Source organism: Kitasatospora arboriphila, assembly GCF_039528095.1.
Lineage (GTDB): Bacteria > Actinomycetota > Actinomycetes > Streptomycetales > Streptomycetaceae > Kitasatospora > Kitasatospora arboriphila.
The window spans coordinates 1-12,809 of the sequence record NZ_BAAALD010000145.1; the positions used below are offsets into that span (position 1 = coordinate 1).

Sequence of the window (12,809 nt, forward strand, 5' to 3'; positions counted from 1 at the left end):
GGTGCAGCGCGCCGTCGCCGCGGACGGCGAGAGCGTGGCGCAGGGCGAACTGCCGCGCCGGGTGCGGCAGGCCAGCCTCGTCCCGCAGCTGCGCGAGGCCCCGGTCCGGCCGCCGACCGCACCGCGCGGGGACGGTCCGCCGGCCGGCCGGAACCCCGAGGAGGCCCGCGCCGCGATGTCCGCCTTCCAGCGCGGCTGGGCCCGCGGCGCCACCGAGCAACCGATCCGACCGAACCCCACCGGAGGAGAGCACCGATGATCGGGACCACGCACCACGCGGGCGAGCTCAACTGGCTGCTCGACGAACTCGTCGCCCGGGTCGCCGAGGTGAGGTTCGCCGTGATGCTCTCCGCGGACGGCCTGGCGATGGGCACCTCCGCAGGGCTCGGCCGGGAGGACGGCGAGCACCTGGCCGCGGTCGCCTCCGGCTTCCACAGCCTGGCCAAGGGCGCCGGCCGGCACTTCGAGGCCGGCGAAGTCCGGCAGACCATGGTCGAGCTGGAGCACGGCTACCTCTTCGTGGCCGCCGCCGGCCAGGGCACCTGCCTCGCCGTCTTCTCCAGCGCCGCCGCCGACCTCGGGCTGATCGCCTACGAGATGGCCCGGCTGGTGCGCCGGGTCGGCGAGCACCTGTACGCGGCGCCGCGCAGTACGGCGGGGGGCTGAGACCGATGCCGTACCCGCCGCGCCGCTACCTGCCGGGCAGTCCGTTCGGCTACCCGCCGCCGCCCGACGAGCCCGTCCAGTGGTACGACGACGCGGCCGGCCCGATGGTCCGGCCGTACGCGATGACCAAGGGCCGCACCCGGCCGGCCGGGGCGGAGTTCGACCTGATCGCCCTGGTGGTCGGCGACGTCCCCGAGGGCGTCGAGGTGCCGGTCGGCCCCGAACAGGCCGTCATCCTCGACCTCTGCCGCGGCAACGCGCTCTCCGTCGCGGAGATCGCCGCCGACGTCGACCTGCCGCTCGGCGTGGTGCGGGTGCTGCTCGGCGACCTGCTGGACGCCGAGTACATCCGGGTCAGCCGGCCCGTCCCGCCCGCCCTGCTCCCCGACGAGCACATCCTCCAGGAGGTCATCAATGGACTCCGCGCACTCTGACGGCTCCGTGCTCGCCCTGAAGATCCTGGTCGCCGGGGGCTTCGGGGTCGGCAAGACGACGCTGGTCGGCTCGGTCAGCGAGATCCGGCCGCTGCGCACCGAGGAACAGCTGACCGCGGCCGGCCGCGGCGTGGACGACCTGGGCGGAGTGGAGCAGAAGACCACCACCACGGTGGCGATGGACTTCGGCCGGATCACCATCCGCGAGGGCCTGTCGGTCTACCTCTTCGGCACCCCCGGCCAGGACCGGTTCTGGTTCCTCTGGGACGAGCTGGCGCAGGGCGCGCTCGGCGCGGTGGTGCTCGCCGACACCCGGCGGCTGACGGACTGCTTCCCGGCGGTGGACTTCTTCGAGCACCGGGGCATCCCGTTCGTCGTCGCGGTGAACCGCTTCGCCGGCACCCGGGACTTCGGCCCGAAGGAGGTGGCCCGCGCGCTCGACCTCGACCCGGACACCCCGGTGGTGGCCTGCGACGCCCGGCGGCGGGCGTCCGGCAAGCAGGTGCTGGTCGATCTGGTGGAGCACGCGGGCCGGGTGCACGCCGCCCGGCTGCTCGCCGACACCCGCCGCTGAGGCGGCGCGGGCCGGGACGGCCGGCGGCACCGGAGCGGGACGGGAGGCACCGCAGCCTCCCGTCCCGCGTTCCGTGCCGCCGGCCGTCCCGGCCCGCGCCGCCTCAGCGGCGGGTGTCGGCGGGGAGCCGGGGGGCGGGGACCCGGGCCCGCCCCCCGACGTGAGGAGTCGGCCGGCGGCCGGCAGCCGACCGGTCAGGGGCCACCGGTCTGGTGCCGACCGGTGGTGAGGGGCCGACCGGTGGCCGGGAGTCAGCCGCCGGGAGTCAGCCGACGGTGAGCACGGCCTTGCCGGCCACCCGGCGCTCGCGGACGGCGGCGAGCGCCTCGTTGATCCGCTCCCAGTCCTCGCGGTAGGCGATCTCCACCGAGAGCGACCCCGCGCCGACCAGCCGGGCCAGCGTGGCGAGGTCCTCGTCCACCGGTGCGCCGGTGACGAAGACGAAGTGCCGCAGGACGGCCTGCTCGTGCCCGCCGAAGAAGCGGAAGAAGGAGACCGGGGTGTCCTCGCCGGAGGAGTTGCCGTAGCTGAACACGGTGCCGCCGGGGCCGACCAGCTCCAGCGCCGCGGTGAGCGAGGTACCGCCTGCGGCCTCGTACACCACCGCGAAGGGGCCCTCGGCCTCGGCCGGGTCGGTGACCACGGCGGTGGCGCCCAGCTCGGTGAGGCCCTTGGCGCGTTCGGTGTTGCGGGCGACGGCGGTGACCTCCGCGCCGGCCGCGGCGGCCAGCTGGACGAGGATCCGGCCGACGCCGCCCGCCGCACCGGTGACCAGCACCCGCCGGCCGAGCAGGGTGCCGGACTCGCGGACCAGACGCAGCGCGGTGAGCGCGGCGACCGGCAGGGTGGCGGCCTCCGCGAAGCCGACGGTGTCCGGCAGGGCGGCGACGAAGCCGGCCGGCACGGCGATCCGCTCGGCCCAGGAACCGTCGGCGAGCGAGAGCGCCACCACGCGCTGGCCGGCGGTGAAGCCGTTCGCGGTCTCCGCGACCACGCCGGCGACGTCCCAGCCGGGCCGCCAGCCCTCGTCGTTGGTGGGCAGGTTGAGGATCTCGCCGCGGTTGACGGAGAACGCCTTGACGTCGACGAGGACGTCGCCGGCGGCCGCGGTGGGTTCGGCGACCTCGCGGAAGGCCACGTCACCGGTGGCAGGGGTGTTGACGATCGCGCGCATGCGGTGTCCCTCGGACTCGTGGGTTGGTCGGTGCGGTGCGGTGCGGTGCGGTGCGGTGCGGTGGTGCGGGTGCCGGTCAGCCGTCGGTGCTGACCAGGTAGGTGGCGGCGAGGTCCTTGCCGCCGTGGCCCTGCTCGACGGCGCGGGCGAAGCGGGTGGCGACGGCCGCCGCCATGTCCAGCCGCAGCCCGGCGGCCTCGGCCTCGGCGAGGATCAGCCGGGCGTCCTTCGCCGCGGTGGCCAGGCCGAAGGCGGGGGAGAAGTCCCCGGCGGCGACGGCCGCGGCCTTGCCCTGCAGGTAGGGACTGTCGAGGCCGCCGCCGGCGACGGTCTCGGCGAACACCCGGGCGTCCAGGCCGAGGCCCTCGGCCAGGGCGATCGCCTCGGCGGCGCCGGTGGCGGTGGCCAGCACCCAGCTGTTGACGACCAGCTTCAGCCGGGAGGCGGCCGCGCCCGCCGGGTCGTCGGCCAGCCAGACGGTGCGGTCGGCGCCCGCCGCCAGCACGTGGACGGCGGTGGCGCGGGCGCGCTGCGAGCCGGCCGCGAAGACCACCAGCCGGCCGGCCTCGGCGGGCTGCCGGGTGCCCAGGACGGGGGCGTCGACCAGGTCGAGGCCGTGCTCGGCGGCGAACGCGGCGAGCGGGGCGAAGCCGCTCGGGCCCACCGTGGAGGTCTGCAGCCAGACCTGCCCGGCCGTCAGCCCGTCGGCGGCCGACCGGACGACCTCCAGCACGGTTGGGCCGTCGGTGAGCATGGTGATCACGACGTCGGCGCCGCGCACCGCCTCGGCGGGGGTGCCGGCGCCCGCCGCGCCCGCGGCGGCCAGCGGTTCGGCGGCGGAGCGGGTGCGGTTCCACACCCGGACGTCGAGGCCGGCCCGGCACAGGCTGCGGGCCATGCCGGCGCCCATGATGCCGGTGCCGAGCACGGCCACGGCCGTGCGGCTCACAGCACGCCCTTGGGGGAGTCGCCCTCGTGCAGCTGGCCGAGCACCCGCAGCTCCAGCGGCTCGGCGAGCAGGTCGTCGAGGAGTCCGGCGAGTTCGGTCAGGTGCGGGGTGCCGAGGTGGCGCTCCAGCGCCTCGCGGCCGGGCCAGCGCTCGATGGCGAGGAACACGTCGGGGTCGTCCAGGTCCTGGTGCATGGAGTAGTGAATGCTCTCCTCCTCCGCGTGCGTCGGGACGATCACCGCACGCAGGCGGCGCTCCAGTTCGTCCCGCTTGCCGGGCTTGGCGACGGCCCGGCCGACCACGGTCACAGTGCTCATGGTGCTCTCCTCCGGTTGTTCACCGCCGAGTTGGCGGTGCGCATGACGATCCGTCATGCGCGCTCGGATCGAAACCGTAGCACCATTCGATACCTGATGGCAGTGGAGGTTCTTTCATCACCTTCGGCTTGACGATAGATATTCGACATCTTATGGTCTTCCCGAGTCTTACAGTGGCTGCCCCGGGACAGGGGCGCCGTTCCACGAACCGACAGGGAGACCCCCGATGCGCTACCGCTACCTGGGCGACACCGGCCTGGCCGTGTCCGAGCTCTGCTTCGGCGCGATGACCTTCGGCGGAGGTGCCTCCTTCCTCGGGGCGCCCGACCGCAACTGGTCCGAGTTCGGCACCGTCCAGGACCAGGACGTGCACCGCCTGATGGACCTCGCGCTGGACTCCGGCATCAACTTCTTCGACACCGCGGACGTCTACAAGAACGGCATGGGAGAGGAGTTCTTCGGCCAGACGCTGTCGAAGGTCCGCGACCGCGTGGTCATCGGCACCAAGGGCCGCTGGCGGGTGGACGGCGACGGCCCGAACGACTTCGGCTCGACCCGCCACCACCTCAACGCGGCCGTCGACGCGAGCCTGCGCCGGCTGCGCACCGACTACATCGACCTCTACCACCTGCACGGCTTCGACCCGCGGACCTCGCTCGACGAGACCCTCCGGGTGCTCGACGACCTCGTCCGCTCCGGCAAGGTCCGCTACATCGGCGTCTCCAACTTCGCCGCCTGGCAGCTGATGAAGGCGCTCTCCGTCTCCGAGCGCCGCAACCTGGAGCGCTTCGTCTGCTACCAGGGCTACTACAACCTCGGTGCCCGCGACCTGGAGTGGGAGATCATCCCGCTGGCCCAGGACCAGAAGGTCGGCATCACCGCCTGGAGCCCGCTCGCCGGCGGCTTCCTCACCGGCAAGTACCGCCGCGGCGAGGGCCGCCCCGCGGGCAGCCGGCTCGCCGAGGCCACCCCCGCCGAGTCCGCGCCGCTCACCGACCAGGAGCAGGCGTACGACATCGTCGACGAGATGGCCCGGATCGCCGAGGCGCGCGGCGCCACCGTCGCCCAGGTCGCCATCAACTGGGTGCTGTCCCGGCCGCAGATCACCTCCGCGGTGATCGGCGCGACCAAGCTCCACCAGCTGGAGGACAACCTCAAGGCGATGGAGTGGGAACTCTCCGCCGACGAGGCGGCCGCCCTGGACAAGGTGAGCGAGGCCCGCGTCCCGTACCCCTACTGGCACATCGCCACCGTCGGCGCCGACCGCAAGCTGCCCGGCGACGTCTACCCGGCCTGATCCGACCCCGGCCTGATCCGTCCGCTGCCGCGTCCCCCGTCGCGGCGGCGGCGGCCCCGGGAGGGGGCGGTCCCGCCCCCCCCCCCCCCGGCGGGGGGCGCCCGCCCGGGGGGGGGCCCGCCGGGAGCGCCCCCCGCCGCCCAGACCCCGCACGCCGCAGGCCGCACGCCGTACGCCGCACCCCGGCGTTCCGTTCTCCGGTCCGGCCCCGCAGCCGGGAGACGCGCAGGACGGTGAGGACCCGACCGGCCGGGTGCGCACGATTCACCTCTGCGAGCCGCCGCGCGATCTGCGGGCGGAGCCCGGCCCCGGGGCAGCCGGCCGGGACCGGGCGTGACGGACCGGGCGTGACGGGCCGTCCGGACGACCCGTCCGCGAAGGCCCGGGCGGACGCGGCCCGCACGGGCCCGTCGGGATTCCCGCGCAGGCCGCGGCCCCGCCCGCCGTGTGAACACTCCGCGGCTCGTGGCGGCACCGACCGCCCAGGCCCGAACGCCCGACGTGCCTGCTGCCCCCGCCGCACTCGCTGCGGCCCGCTGCCGCGCTCCGTCCGGCACCACCGATTCCGGCGCGCCGACTCCGGCACCACCGGCTCCCACACCACCGACTCCGGCCGCCCGCCCAGGGCGGCCGGTCCCACCCGACCGCACCCATCCGGAAGGACGTCCACCCATGAGACCCGTCAGAGCCCTGCTCCCCGTCGCCCTCGCCGCCGCCCTGCTGGCCGGCACCGCCCCCGGGGCGCTGGCCGCCCGCTCCGGTGACACCATGCCCAACCTCGGCGACAGCAGCGTCGCCTACACGGTGATCTCCGCCTACGAGCACATCCCGGCCGCCGCGCGCGACACCGTCATCGCCGCCGCCCAGCAGGAGGGCTACGCCTCCCGCCGCCACGAGCCCGGCACCGAGAGCGTCCACGTCGTGCCGGACCCGGACCACCCGGACCGGATCGTCGTCGCGGAGACCTTCTCCTCCGCCGCCGCGCACCGCGCCCACCGCCGCGGCCCCTACGCCCGGAACTTCGCGGCCCTGCTCGCGGCCCTCGGCGTCACCGGCCCCGCCACCACCGTGGCCAACTACTCGCTCGCGACCGACGACGGCACCGGCCGGGTCGCGCCCAGCGGCGGCGACGACGGCCATGTCTTCACCGTGGTCGCCGAGTTCACCAACGTGCAGCCGGCGTACCGGGAGGAGTTCCTCAAGGTCGCGAAGGCGGACGGCTACCTCTCGCTGACCGGCGAACCCGGCACCCTCGGCTTCCACTTCGTGCCGGACCCGGCCGACCCGACCCGGTTCGTCTTCCTGGAGACCTTCACCGACGAGGCGGCCTTCACGGCCCACCTGAACGGCACCCCGGCCGCCGCCTACCTGGACGTGGTCGCGAAGGGCCACATCGTCGGTCCCCACTTCTTCGTCACGCTGGCGACCACCGGATTCGACAAGCCCGGCGGCTGGTCCGTCCCCAACCGCAAGGCGTAGGCAGACCCTTCGGCGGTGCGTGCCGGCCGCCCCGCACCCGACCCGGAGCCACTGCGCCTGACCGTCCGTCAGCGGTGGTTCGTAGGCTGTGCGGTGTCCGGGGTGCGGCGGTCCGGGGTCCCGTGAGGGCGGGGCGCCGGACCGCCGCACCCGTACGTGGGCCGGTGTCCCGCCGTCCCGTGTCCGACCGCGAACCCCAGGGGGAGAGCCCATGTCCGTCCAGAATGCCCTGCTCAGCGGCAAGGTCGCGCTGATCACCGGCGCGAGCAGCGGGATCGGTGCCGCCGCCGCGCGGGTCTTCGCCGCCGAGGGTGCGGCCGTCGTCCTCGCCGCCCGCCGCGAGCAGCAGCTCGCCGACCTCGTCGACGAGCTCACCGGCAAGGGGCTGGAGGCCTGCTACGCCGTCACCGACGTGACCTCGGACGCCGAGGTCGCCCGCGCGGTGCAGGCGGCCGTGTCGCGCTACGGCCGCCTCGACGCCGCGTTCAACAACGCCGGGTACGGCGCCGAGCAGACCCCGCTGCACCTGATGGAGCAGGAGGTGTTCGACCGGATCATCGACGTGAACCTGCGCGGCGTCTGGTCCTGCATGCGGCACGAGATACCCGCCATGCTGGCCGCCGGCGGCGGGGCGATCGTCAACACCAGCAGTGTCGCCGGGCTGGTCGCCACCCCGGTCGCCGCGCCGTACGTGGTCTCCAAGCACGCGGTCGTCGGCCTGACCAAGGCGGCGGCCAACGAGTACGGAGCCCAGGGGATCCGGGTCAACGCGGTGGCCCCGGGCACCACCAGGTCGGAGATGATCGAGCAGTGGCTGGCGATCCGGCCCGACATCGAGGCCCGGCTGCACGAGGCGACCCCGCAGCCGCGGACGGCCGCACCGGAGGAGATCGCCGAGGCGGCCGCCTGGCTCTGCAGCGACCGCGCCTCCTTCGTCACCGGCGCCGTCCTGCCGGTGGACGGCGGCTACACCGTGCGCTGACCCCGACGGTGGCAGGGCCCCGCAGCACGTCCGCAGCACGCCCGATCGCCGCACGGCCCGTCCGGACTTCCGGGCGGGCCGTTCTGCATACCGACCGGTCCGTATGTCTGTCAGGGCATCAGGTGCGACCGGCCCGGTTCCGCCTGTGCACAGGCGTCCAATCGCCGGAACAAACCTACGGGATCGACTGTTTTACCGTCGGCTGTACCGGCCGGTGCACTACGATGCGCTGCGAACTGCTGCGAGGTCGGGAGGATGGCCATGGTGAGACAGGAGAGGGCGGAGCGGACGCGCCAACGGATCGTCGAGGCCGCGGCCGAAGTCTTCGACCACAGCGGCTTCGCGGGTGCGAGCGTGTCGGAGATCCTGGCCCGGGCCGGCGTCACCAAGGGCGCCCTGTACTTCCACTTCCCGTCCAAGGAGGCCATCGCGGAGGAGATCCAGGGCGCCGAGGTCGGCACCCTGGAGAGCGCCGCGACCGCCACCGGCCCCTTCCTGCAGGCCATCGTCGACGTGTCGTACGCGATGGCGGCGGCCCTGCGGGAGAGCCCGACCGTGCGGGCGAGCATCCGGCTCGCCATCGAGAGCTCCTTCTCCGAGCCCTCGCCGGGCCCCTACGTCGCCTCGATCGACCTGGTCCGCACCCTGCTGCTGCGCGCCCAGGGCGAGGGCTCCGTCCGGCTCGACCTGGACGTCGACGCCGCCGCCCGGTTCGTCATCAGTTCCTTCACCGGCACCCAGATCGTGTCCCAGGTGTTCACCCGCCGCGAGGACCTCGAGGAGCGGCTCGCCGAGCTCTGGGCGTTCATCCTGCCGGGCCTGGCCGTGCCGGAGTGGATCGGCCGCCTCCGGCTGACCGCGCCCGAGCCGGTGCCGGCCGGCTGACGCCCCGCACCTCGGCTCCGGCTCCGGCCCCGGCGGCCCTGCGGCGCACACGCTGCCGGGCGCCGCCCCGCCGCTCCCCGTTCCGCCCGGTGTCCCGAGGATTCCGGCGCTTCCCCGGCGTTCCCCGCGTTCCCCGGATATCCCCCCGCCCCGGCCGTCACCGGCCCGTCGAGCCGTCCGATGCGGCGAGTCTGTGCCGTCTTCGTGATTTCCCGAATGGGCTCGGCGCCGGGGGAAATACTTGTCGTGATCTGGTCATTTGATACTTATATAACAGCGACTTCGGTCGGTTTCACTCCGCGGCGGGAGCCGCGACCGGGCCTGCGGGCCCGGTCGGACCGCCCGCGGAGGCCGGAGCGCGGTTGTGGGAAGCAGAGGAGAGGTGGGTGCCGTGCCCAGTCAGGAGCGCGCCGAACGGACCAGGCGGAGCTTGATCGTCGCCGCCGCCACGGCGCTGGACGAGTCGGCGGTGGAGGTGCTGGGCGGCGACGCGCTGCCGGGCCTGGACGCGATCAGCCGGGCCGCCGGGGTGTCCAAGGGGGCGCTGTACTACCACTTCCGCTCCAAGGGTGAGCTGATCGAGGCGGTGCGCGCCGAGGCCCGCTGCGAGCTGCGCCGGCTGACCGCCGAGTGCGTGGCCGCGCACGGCCCCGGCGCAGGTCTGGACGCCGTGGTGGACGTCGCGGTGGCCGTCGCCGGACTGCTGGACCGCGACCCGGTCTGCCGCTCCGGCGTCCGGCTCGACAGCGCCGAGGGCTTCGCGCTGGCGGCCGGCGGCGGGCCGCCCGAGTGGATGGCGCCGATCGGCGCGCTGCTCGCCTCCGCGGCGGACCGCGGCGAACTCCGCGAGGGCGTGGTGCCGGAGGAGGCGGCGATGGCGCTGACCGCGATGGCCGCCGGCGTGCTGCTCATCTGCGAGCGCAACGCGGGCGTCAGCCGTACCGAGATGGTCGCCCGGCTCTGGGGGGCGGTGCTGCCCGGGCTCGCCGCGCCGCCCGCCGACGGCTGTCCGTTCCTGGCCGCGGACTGCGGAGCCGTGTCCGCTGACCTCGGCAATTGACAAACCGGTCGGTCGGTTCTTGAATCGTTCCTACCGATGCGTGGAACGTGCGTGCACGCCTCGGAAAACCGTCGATTCGTGAAAGGACGCGGCGCATGTCACTGCAGACGGGGGGATTTGCGGCCGGGGCGGCCGAACCGACCGCACCGCAGGTCCGGGCGCTCCTGGACCGGGCCGTCGGCTTTCCCGGCCTCGCGGAGAAATACCGCGGCGCGGCGGGCGGCCGCCCCGCCGACCTCCGCGTCCTCGACCCGCTCTCCGCCGACGAACTCCGCGCGGCGGTCTGGTCCGGTGTCCGCGACGGCCTCGCCAAGGACCGCGGCGCCGTGCTCTACCTCGGCGGCGGCACCACCGCCGAACCCTCCGCGACCCTGGTGCCGAGCTGCCTGTTCGCCGGAGACATCCAGCGCGCCTGGTCCCCGCTCGCCCCCGGCGACGTCCTGCTCAACCTCTCCCGCGGCACCCGGCTCTGGCCGGTCCACGACCTGTGCAACGCGCTCGCCGCACTCTCCGGCTGCTCCGCCATCCCCTACGGCACCCCCGACACCGACGACCTCGGCCGCCTCGTCGACTTCTTCGAGCAGTGCGGCGCCACCGCGCTCGCCGCGGACACCCCCACCCTGCGCGCCCTGCTCGAACACTGCCGGCTCACCGGCCGCCGCCCGGCCTGGCTGCGCACCCTGCTCTGGGTGGGCGTCGGCCTGGACGGCGCCACCGCCCGGCTGCTCGCCGAGGTCCTCCCCGACGCCGCCGTCTGGGGCCTGTACGGCTCGGTCGAGACCTGGGCGATCGGCTGCAACGGGCCGCGCTGCGCCCGCGACGTCTTCCACCCGCTGCCGCACCAGTACGTCGAGCTGGTGGACGGCGAGATCCTGGTCAGCACCCTGCACGAGCTGGCCGTCACCCCGCTGGTGCGCTACCGCACCGGCGACACCGGCGAGTTCGCCGACTGCCCGTGCGGCGCCCCGCAGCCGGGGGTGCGGGTCCGCGGCCGCTCGGCGGACGTCCTGTCCTTCCGCGGCGCCCGCTTCGGCCGGGCCGAACTCGTCGCACTGGCCGCCTCGGTGGAGGAGGTCGCGGCGGCCGAGGCCGAGGTGCTCGACGCCGGGCTGCCCACCGAGCGACTGCAGCTTTCCGTCCGCACGGTCGCGGGCGCGGCCTCGGACCGGTACCTGTGCGACTGGGTGCGGGAGTGCGTCCTCGCCCGGCACCTGACCCTGCGCCAGGCCGTGGCCGGCGCACCCGACGCGTTCGAGGTCGTCGCCGCGGCGGTGCCCGCGGCCTGAGCTGCGCGGAGGACCTGGGGCCGGACCGCCGACGGGCGGTCCGGCCCCGGGCCGTTCGGTGTCCGGCCCCGCCGGTGGGGCGGTCAGCGGCGGGCCACTCCGGCGGAGCGGGCTTCGGCGGCCACGGCCGAGGCCACGGCGGGGGCCACCCGGGGGTCGAAGGGGCTGGGGACGATCCGGTCCGCGGACAGCTCGTCGGCCACCACCTCGGCGATGGCCGCGGCCGCCGCGAGCTTCATGCCCTCGGTGACGGTGCGCGCCCGGACGTCCAGGGCGCCGCGGAAGATCCCGGGGAAGGCGAGCACGTTGTTGATCTGGTTGGGGTGGTCGCTGCGGCCGGTGGCCACCACGGCGGCGTACCGGCGGGCGACGGACGGCTCGATCTCCGGGGTCGGGTTGGAGAGCGCGAAGACGACCGCGTCCGGGGCCATCGCGGCCACCGCCGACTCGGCGACCGTCGCCCCGGAGAGCCCGATGAACACGTCGGCGCCGCGCAGCGCCCCCTCGATCGAACCCCGGTGGCCGGCCCGGTTGCTGTCGGCGGCGAGTGCGGCCTTCACCGGGTTGAGGTCGGTCCGGCCGGGGTGCAGCAGGCCCTTGCTGTCGCCGACCGCGATGTCCCCGATCCCGGCGGCGAGCAGGATCCGGCTGACGGCGACGCCGGAGGCGCCCGCACCCGCGACCACGGCGCGCATCTCCGACAGCGGCCGTCCGGTCACCCGGGCGGCGTTGCGCAGGGCGGCGAGGGCGACCACGGCGGTGCCGTGCTGGTCGTCGTGGAAGACCGGGATGTCGAGTTCGGCGCGCAGGCGCTCCTCGATCTCGAAGCAGCGCGGGGCGCTGATGTCCTCCAGGTTGATGCCGCCGAAGCTCGGCGCGAGGTGCCGCACGGTGGCGATCAGCGCCTCGGTGTCGGTGGTGCCGAGGCAGATCGGCACCGCGTCCACGCCGGCGAACTCCTTGAACAGCAGGGCCTTGCCCTCCATCACCGGCAGGGCCGCGGCCGGGCCGATGTCGCCGAGGCCGAGCACGGCGGTGCCGTCGCTGACCACCGCGACGGTGTTCGCCGCCCAGGTGAACTCGTGGGCCAGCTCCGGGTGTTCGGCGATGGCGGTGCAGACCCGGGCGACCCCGGGGGTGTAGGCGAGCGACAGGTCGTCGGCGCCGCGCAGCGGCACGGTCGAGCGGGTCTCCAGCTTGCCGCCGCGGTGCAGGTCGAAGACCGGCTCCAGGAACGGCACGATCGGGTCCACGGGCGGGGCGAGGTCGGTCATCAGGGTCCTCCGGGAGGGTGTGGACGGGGCGGTTCCCCGTCGCGGGTGGAGCGCCGACTGGGGCCGGTGAGGTGCGAAGGGGCCGCGGGCGGGCCCGGCCGGGACGGCGGCCGGGCGCGGGTGCGGCGGTCGGCGGGCGTGCCCGCCGGTGTCTCAGCCGCGGGCGGCCGGGCCGAGCTGGGCGGTGAGTTCGGCGCCGAGGCGGTCGAGGTCGCGGGCGTGGCCGTGGGCGGCGATGTGCCCGTCGGGGCGGACGAGGTAGTAGCCGGGCCGGTGGCAGCCGGTGTGCCGGGCGGCGGCGGGCAGCAGGGCGCGGGCGGTCCGCACCCCGGGGCGGCCGGCGGTGCGGCGGGCCAGTTCGGCGGCGAGTCCGGCCGGGCCGGCGGCGGCGAGGGCATCCGGGTCAACGCGGTGCGCCCCGGTCTGATCCAC

At 75.2% G+C, this 12,809-nt stretch carries 13 protein-coding genes and 2 pseudogenes; 10 read left to right on the plus strand and 5 right to left on the minus strand.

All coding sequences use genetic code 11. The features are described 5' to 3' along the window. The 4 genes and pseudogenes from ABD353_RS37300 to ABD353_RS37315 all read left to right on the plus strand — a co-directional run. Positions 1 to 259: pseudogene (locus ABD353_RS37300) on the plus strand (hypothetical protein); the annotation flags it as partial. After that, positions 256 to 666: a roadblock/LC7 domain-containing protein gene (locus tag ABD353_RS37305; protein WP_344628170.1), complete on the plus strand. Its 411-nt coding sequence runs from the start codon at positions 256 to 258 to the stop codon at positions 664 to 666. The pseudogene ABD353_RS37300 and the gene ABD353_RS37305, both read left to right, overlap by 4 nt. Before the next feature lie 5 nt (positions 667 to 671). After that, positions 672 to 1,100, plus strand: coding sequence for a DUF742 domain-containing protein (locus ABD353_RS37310; RefSeq protein ID WP_425555333.1), 429 nt, complete (start codon positions 672 to 674; stop codon positions 1,098 to 1,100). Beyond that, the gene (locus tag ABD353_RS37315) at positions 1,081 to 1,674 is read left to right on the plus strand and encodes a GTP-binding protein (protein ID WP_344628171.1); all 594 of its coding nucleotides are present in this window, start codon (positions 1,081 to 1,083) and stop codon (positions 1,672 to 1,674) included. The genes ABD353_RS37310 and ABD353_RS37315 overlap by 20 nt, the downstream gene beginning before the upstream one ends. Before the next feature lie 265 nt (positions 1,675 to 1,939). On the opposite strand, the gene ABD353_RS37320 is transcribed toward ABD353_RS37315, so the two are convergent. From ABD353_RS37320 to ABD353_RS37330, 3 genes are all read right to left on the minus strand, one after another. Beyond that, the gene (locus ABD353_RS37320) at positions 1,940 to 2,848 is read right to left on the minus strand and encodes a zinc-binding dehydrogenase (RefSeq protein WP_344628172.1); all 909 of its coding nucleotides are present in this window, start codon (positions 2,846 to 2,848) and stop codon (positions 1,940 to 1,942) included. Positions 2,849 to 2,924: 76 nt separating this feature from the next. Further along, complete coding sequence (locus ABD353_RS37325; RefSeq protein ID WP_344628173.1) at positions 2,925 to 3,797, minus strand: NAD(P)-dependent oxidoreductase; 873 nt, start codon at positions 3,795 to 3,797, stop codon at positions 2,925 to 2,927. After that, positions 3,794 to 4,114: a putative quinol monooxygenase gene (locus tag ABD353_RS37330; protein ID WP_344628174.1), complete on the minus strand. Its 321-nt coding sequence runs from the start codon at positions 4,112 to 4,114 to the stop codon at positions 3,794 to 3,796. Before ABD353_RS37330 ends, ABD353_RS37325 begins: the two co-directional genes overlap by 4 nt. Positions 4,115 to 4,340: 226 nt before the next feature. Here ABD353_RS37330 and ABD353_RS37335 point away from each other — a divergent pair, with 226 nt between their 5' ends. The 6 genes from ABD353_RS37335 to ABD353_RS37360 all read left to right on the plus strand — a co-directional run bounded on the left by ABD353_RS37335 (position 4,341) and on the right by ABD353_RS37360 (position 11,103). Next, positions 4,341 to 5,411, plus strand: a complete 1,071-nt coding sequence (locus ABD353_RS37335; RefSeq protein WP_344628175.1) for an aldo/keto reductase — start codon at positions 4,341 to 4,343, stop codon at positions 5,409 to 5,411. 672 nt (positions 5,412 to 6,083) lie between these two features. After that, positions 6,084 to 6,890, plus strand: coding sequence for a putative quinol monooxygenase (locus ABD353_RS37340; protein ID WP_344628176.1), 807 nt, complete (start codon positions 6,084 to 6,086; stop codon positions 6,888 to 6,890). 211 nt (positions 6,891 to 7,101) lie between these two features. Then, the gene (locus ABD353_RS37345; RefSeq protein ID WP_344628177.1) at positions 7,102 to 7,872 is read left to right on the plus strand and encodes a glucose 1-dehydrogenase; all 771 of its coding nucleotides are present in this window, start codon (positions 7,102 to 7,104) and stop codon (positions 7,870 to 7,872) included. Positions 7,873 to 8,133: 261 nt separating this feature from the next. After that, positions 8,134 to 8,757 (plus strand): ScbR family autoregulator-binding transcription factor, encoded by a 624-nt coding sequence (locus tag ABD353_RS37350; RefSeq protein WP_344628178.1) that lies wholly within the window; start codon positions 8,134 to 8,136, stop codon positions 8,755 to 8,757. A 391-nt stretch (positions 8,758 to 9,148) separates the two neighbouring features. Next, positions 9,149 to 9,817, plus strand: coding sequence for a TetR family transcriptional regulator (locus ABD353_RS37355; RefSeq protein ID WP_344628179.1), 669 nt, complete (start codon positions 9,149 to 9,151; stop codon positions 9,815 to 9,817). 95 nt (positions 9,818 to 9,912) lie between these two features. Next, positions 9,913 to 11,103 (plus strand): phenylacetate--CoA ligase family protein, encoded by a 1,191-nt coding sequence (locus ABD353_RS37360; RefSeq protein ID WP_344628180.1) that lies wholly within the window; start codon positions 9,913 to 9,915, stop codon positions 11,101 to 11,103. An 83-nt stretch (positions 11,104 to 11,186) separates the two neighbouring features. Here the strand turns inward: ABD353_RS37360 and ABD353_RS37365 are convergent, their stop codons facing one another. Together ABD353_RS37365 and ABD353_RS37370 are read right to left on the minus strand one after the other, a co-directional pair. Then, complete coding sequence (locus ABD353_RS37365) at positions 11,187 to 12,377, minus strand: NAD(P)-dependent malic enzyme (RefSeq protein WP_344628181.1); 1,191 nt, start codon at positions 12,375 to 12,377, stop codon at positions 11,187 to 11,189. Between the two features lie 153 nt (positions 12,378 to 12,530). Next, positions 12,531 to 12,809: pseudogene (locus ABD353_RS37370) on the minus strand (hypothetical protein); the annotation flags it as partial.

Coding starts and splice junctions, on each gene's coding strand:
- ABD353_RS37330 (WP_344628174.1), bottom strand. CDS start 4,114: ATGAGCACTGTGACCGTGGTCGGCCGGGCCGTCGCCAAGCCCGGCAAG.
- ABD353_RS37345 (WP_344628177.1), top strand. CDS start 7,102: ATGTCCGTCCAGAATGCCCTGCTCAGCGGCAAGGTCGCGCTGATCACC.
- ABD353_RS37340 (WP_344628176.1), top strand. CDS start 6,084: ATGAGACCCGTCAGAGCCCTGCTCCCCGTCGCCCTCGCCGCCGCCCTG.
- ABD353_RS37335 (WP_344628175.1), top strand. CDS start 4,341: ATGCGCTACCGCTACCTGGGCGACACCGGCCTGGCCGTGTCCGAGCTC.
- ABD353_RS37305 (WP_344628170.1), top strand. CDS start 256: ATGATCGGGACCACGCACCACGCGGGCGAGCTCAACTGGCTGCTCGAC.
- ABD353_RS37315 (WP_344628171.1), top strand. CDS start 1,081: ATGGACTCCGCGCACTCTGACGGCTCCGTGCTCGCCCTGAAGATCCTG.
- ABD353_RS37350 (WP_344628178.1), top strand. CDS start 8,134: ATGGTGAGACAGGAGAGGGCGGAGCGGACGCGCCAACGGATCGTCGAG.
- ABD353_RS37320 (WP_344628172.1), bottom strand. CDS start 2,848: ATGCGCGCGATCGTCAACACCCCTGCCACCGGTGACGTGGCCTTCCGC.
- ABD353_RS37360 (WP_344628180.1), top strand. CDS start 9,913: ATGTCACTGCAGACGGGGGGATTTGCGGCCGGGGCGGCCGAACCGACC.
- ABD353_RS37310 (WP_425555333.1), top strand. CDS start 672: ATGCCGTACCCGCCGCGCCGCTACCTGCCGGGCAGTCCGTTCGGCTAC.
- ABD353_RS37365 (WP_344628181.1), bottom strand. CDS start 12,377: ATGACCGACCTCGCCCCGCCCGTGGACCCGATCGTGCCGTTCCTGGAG.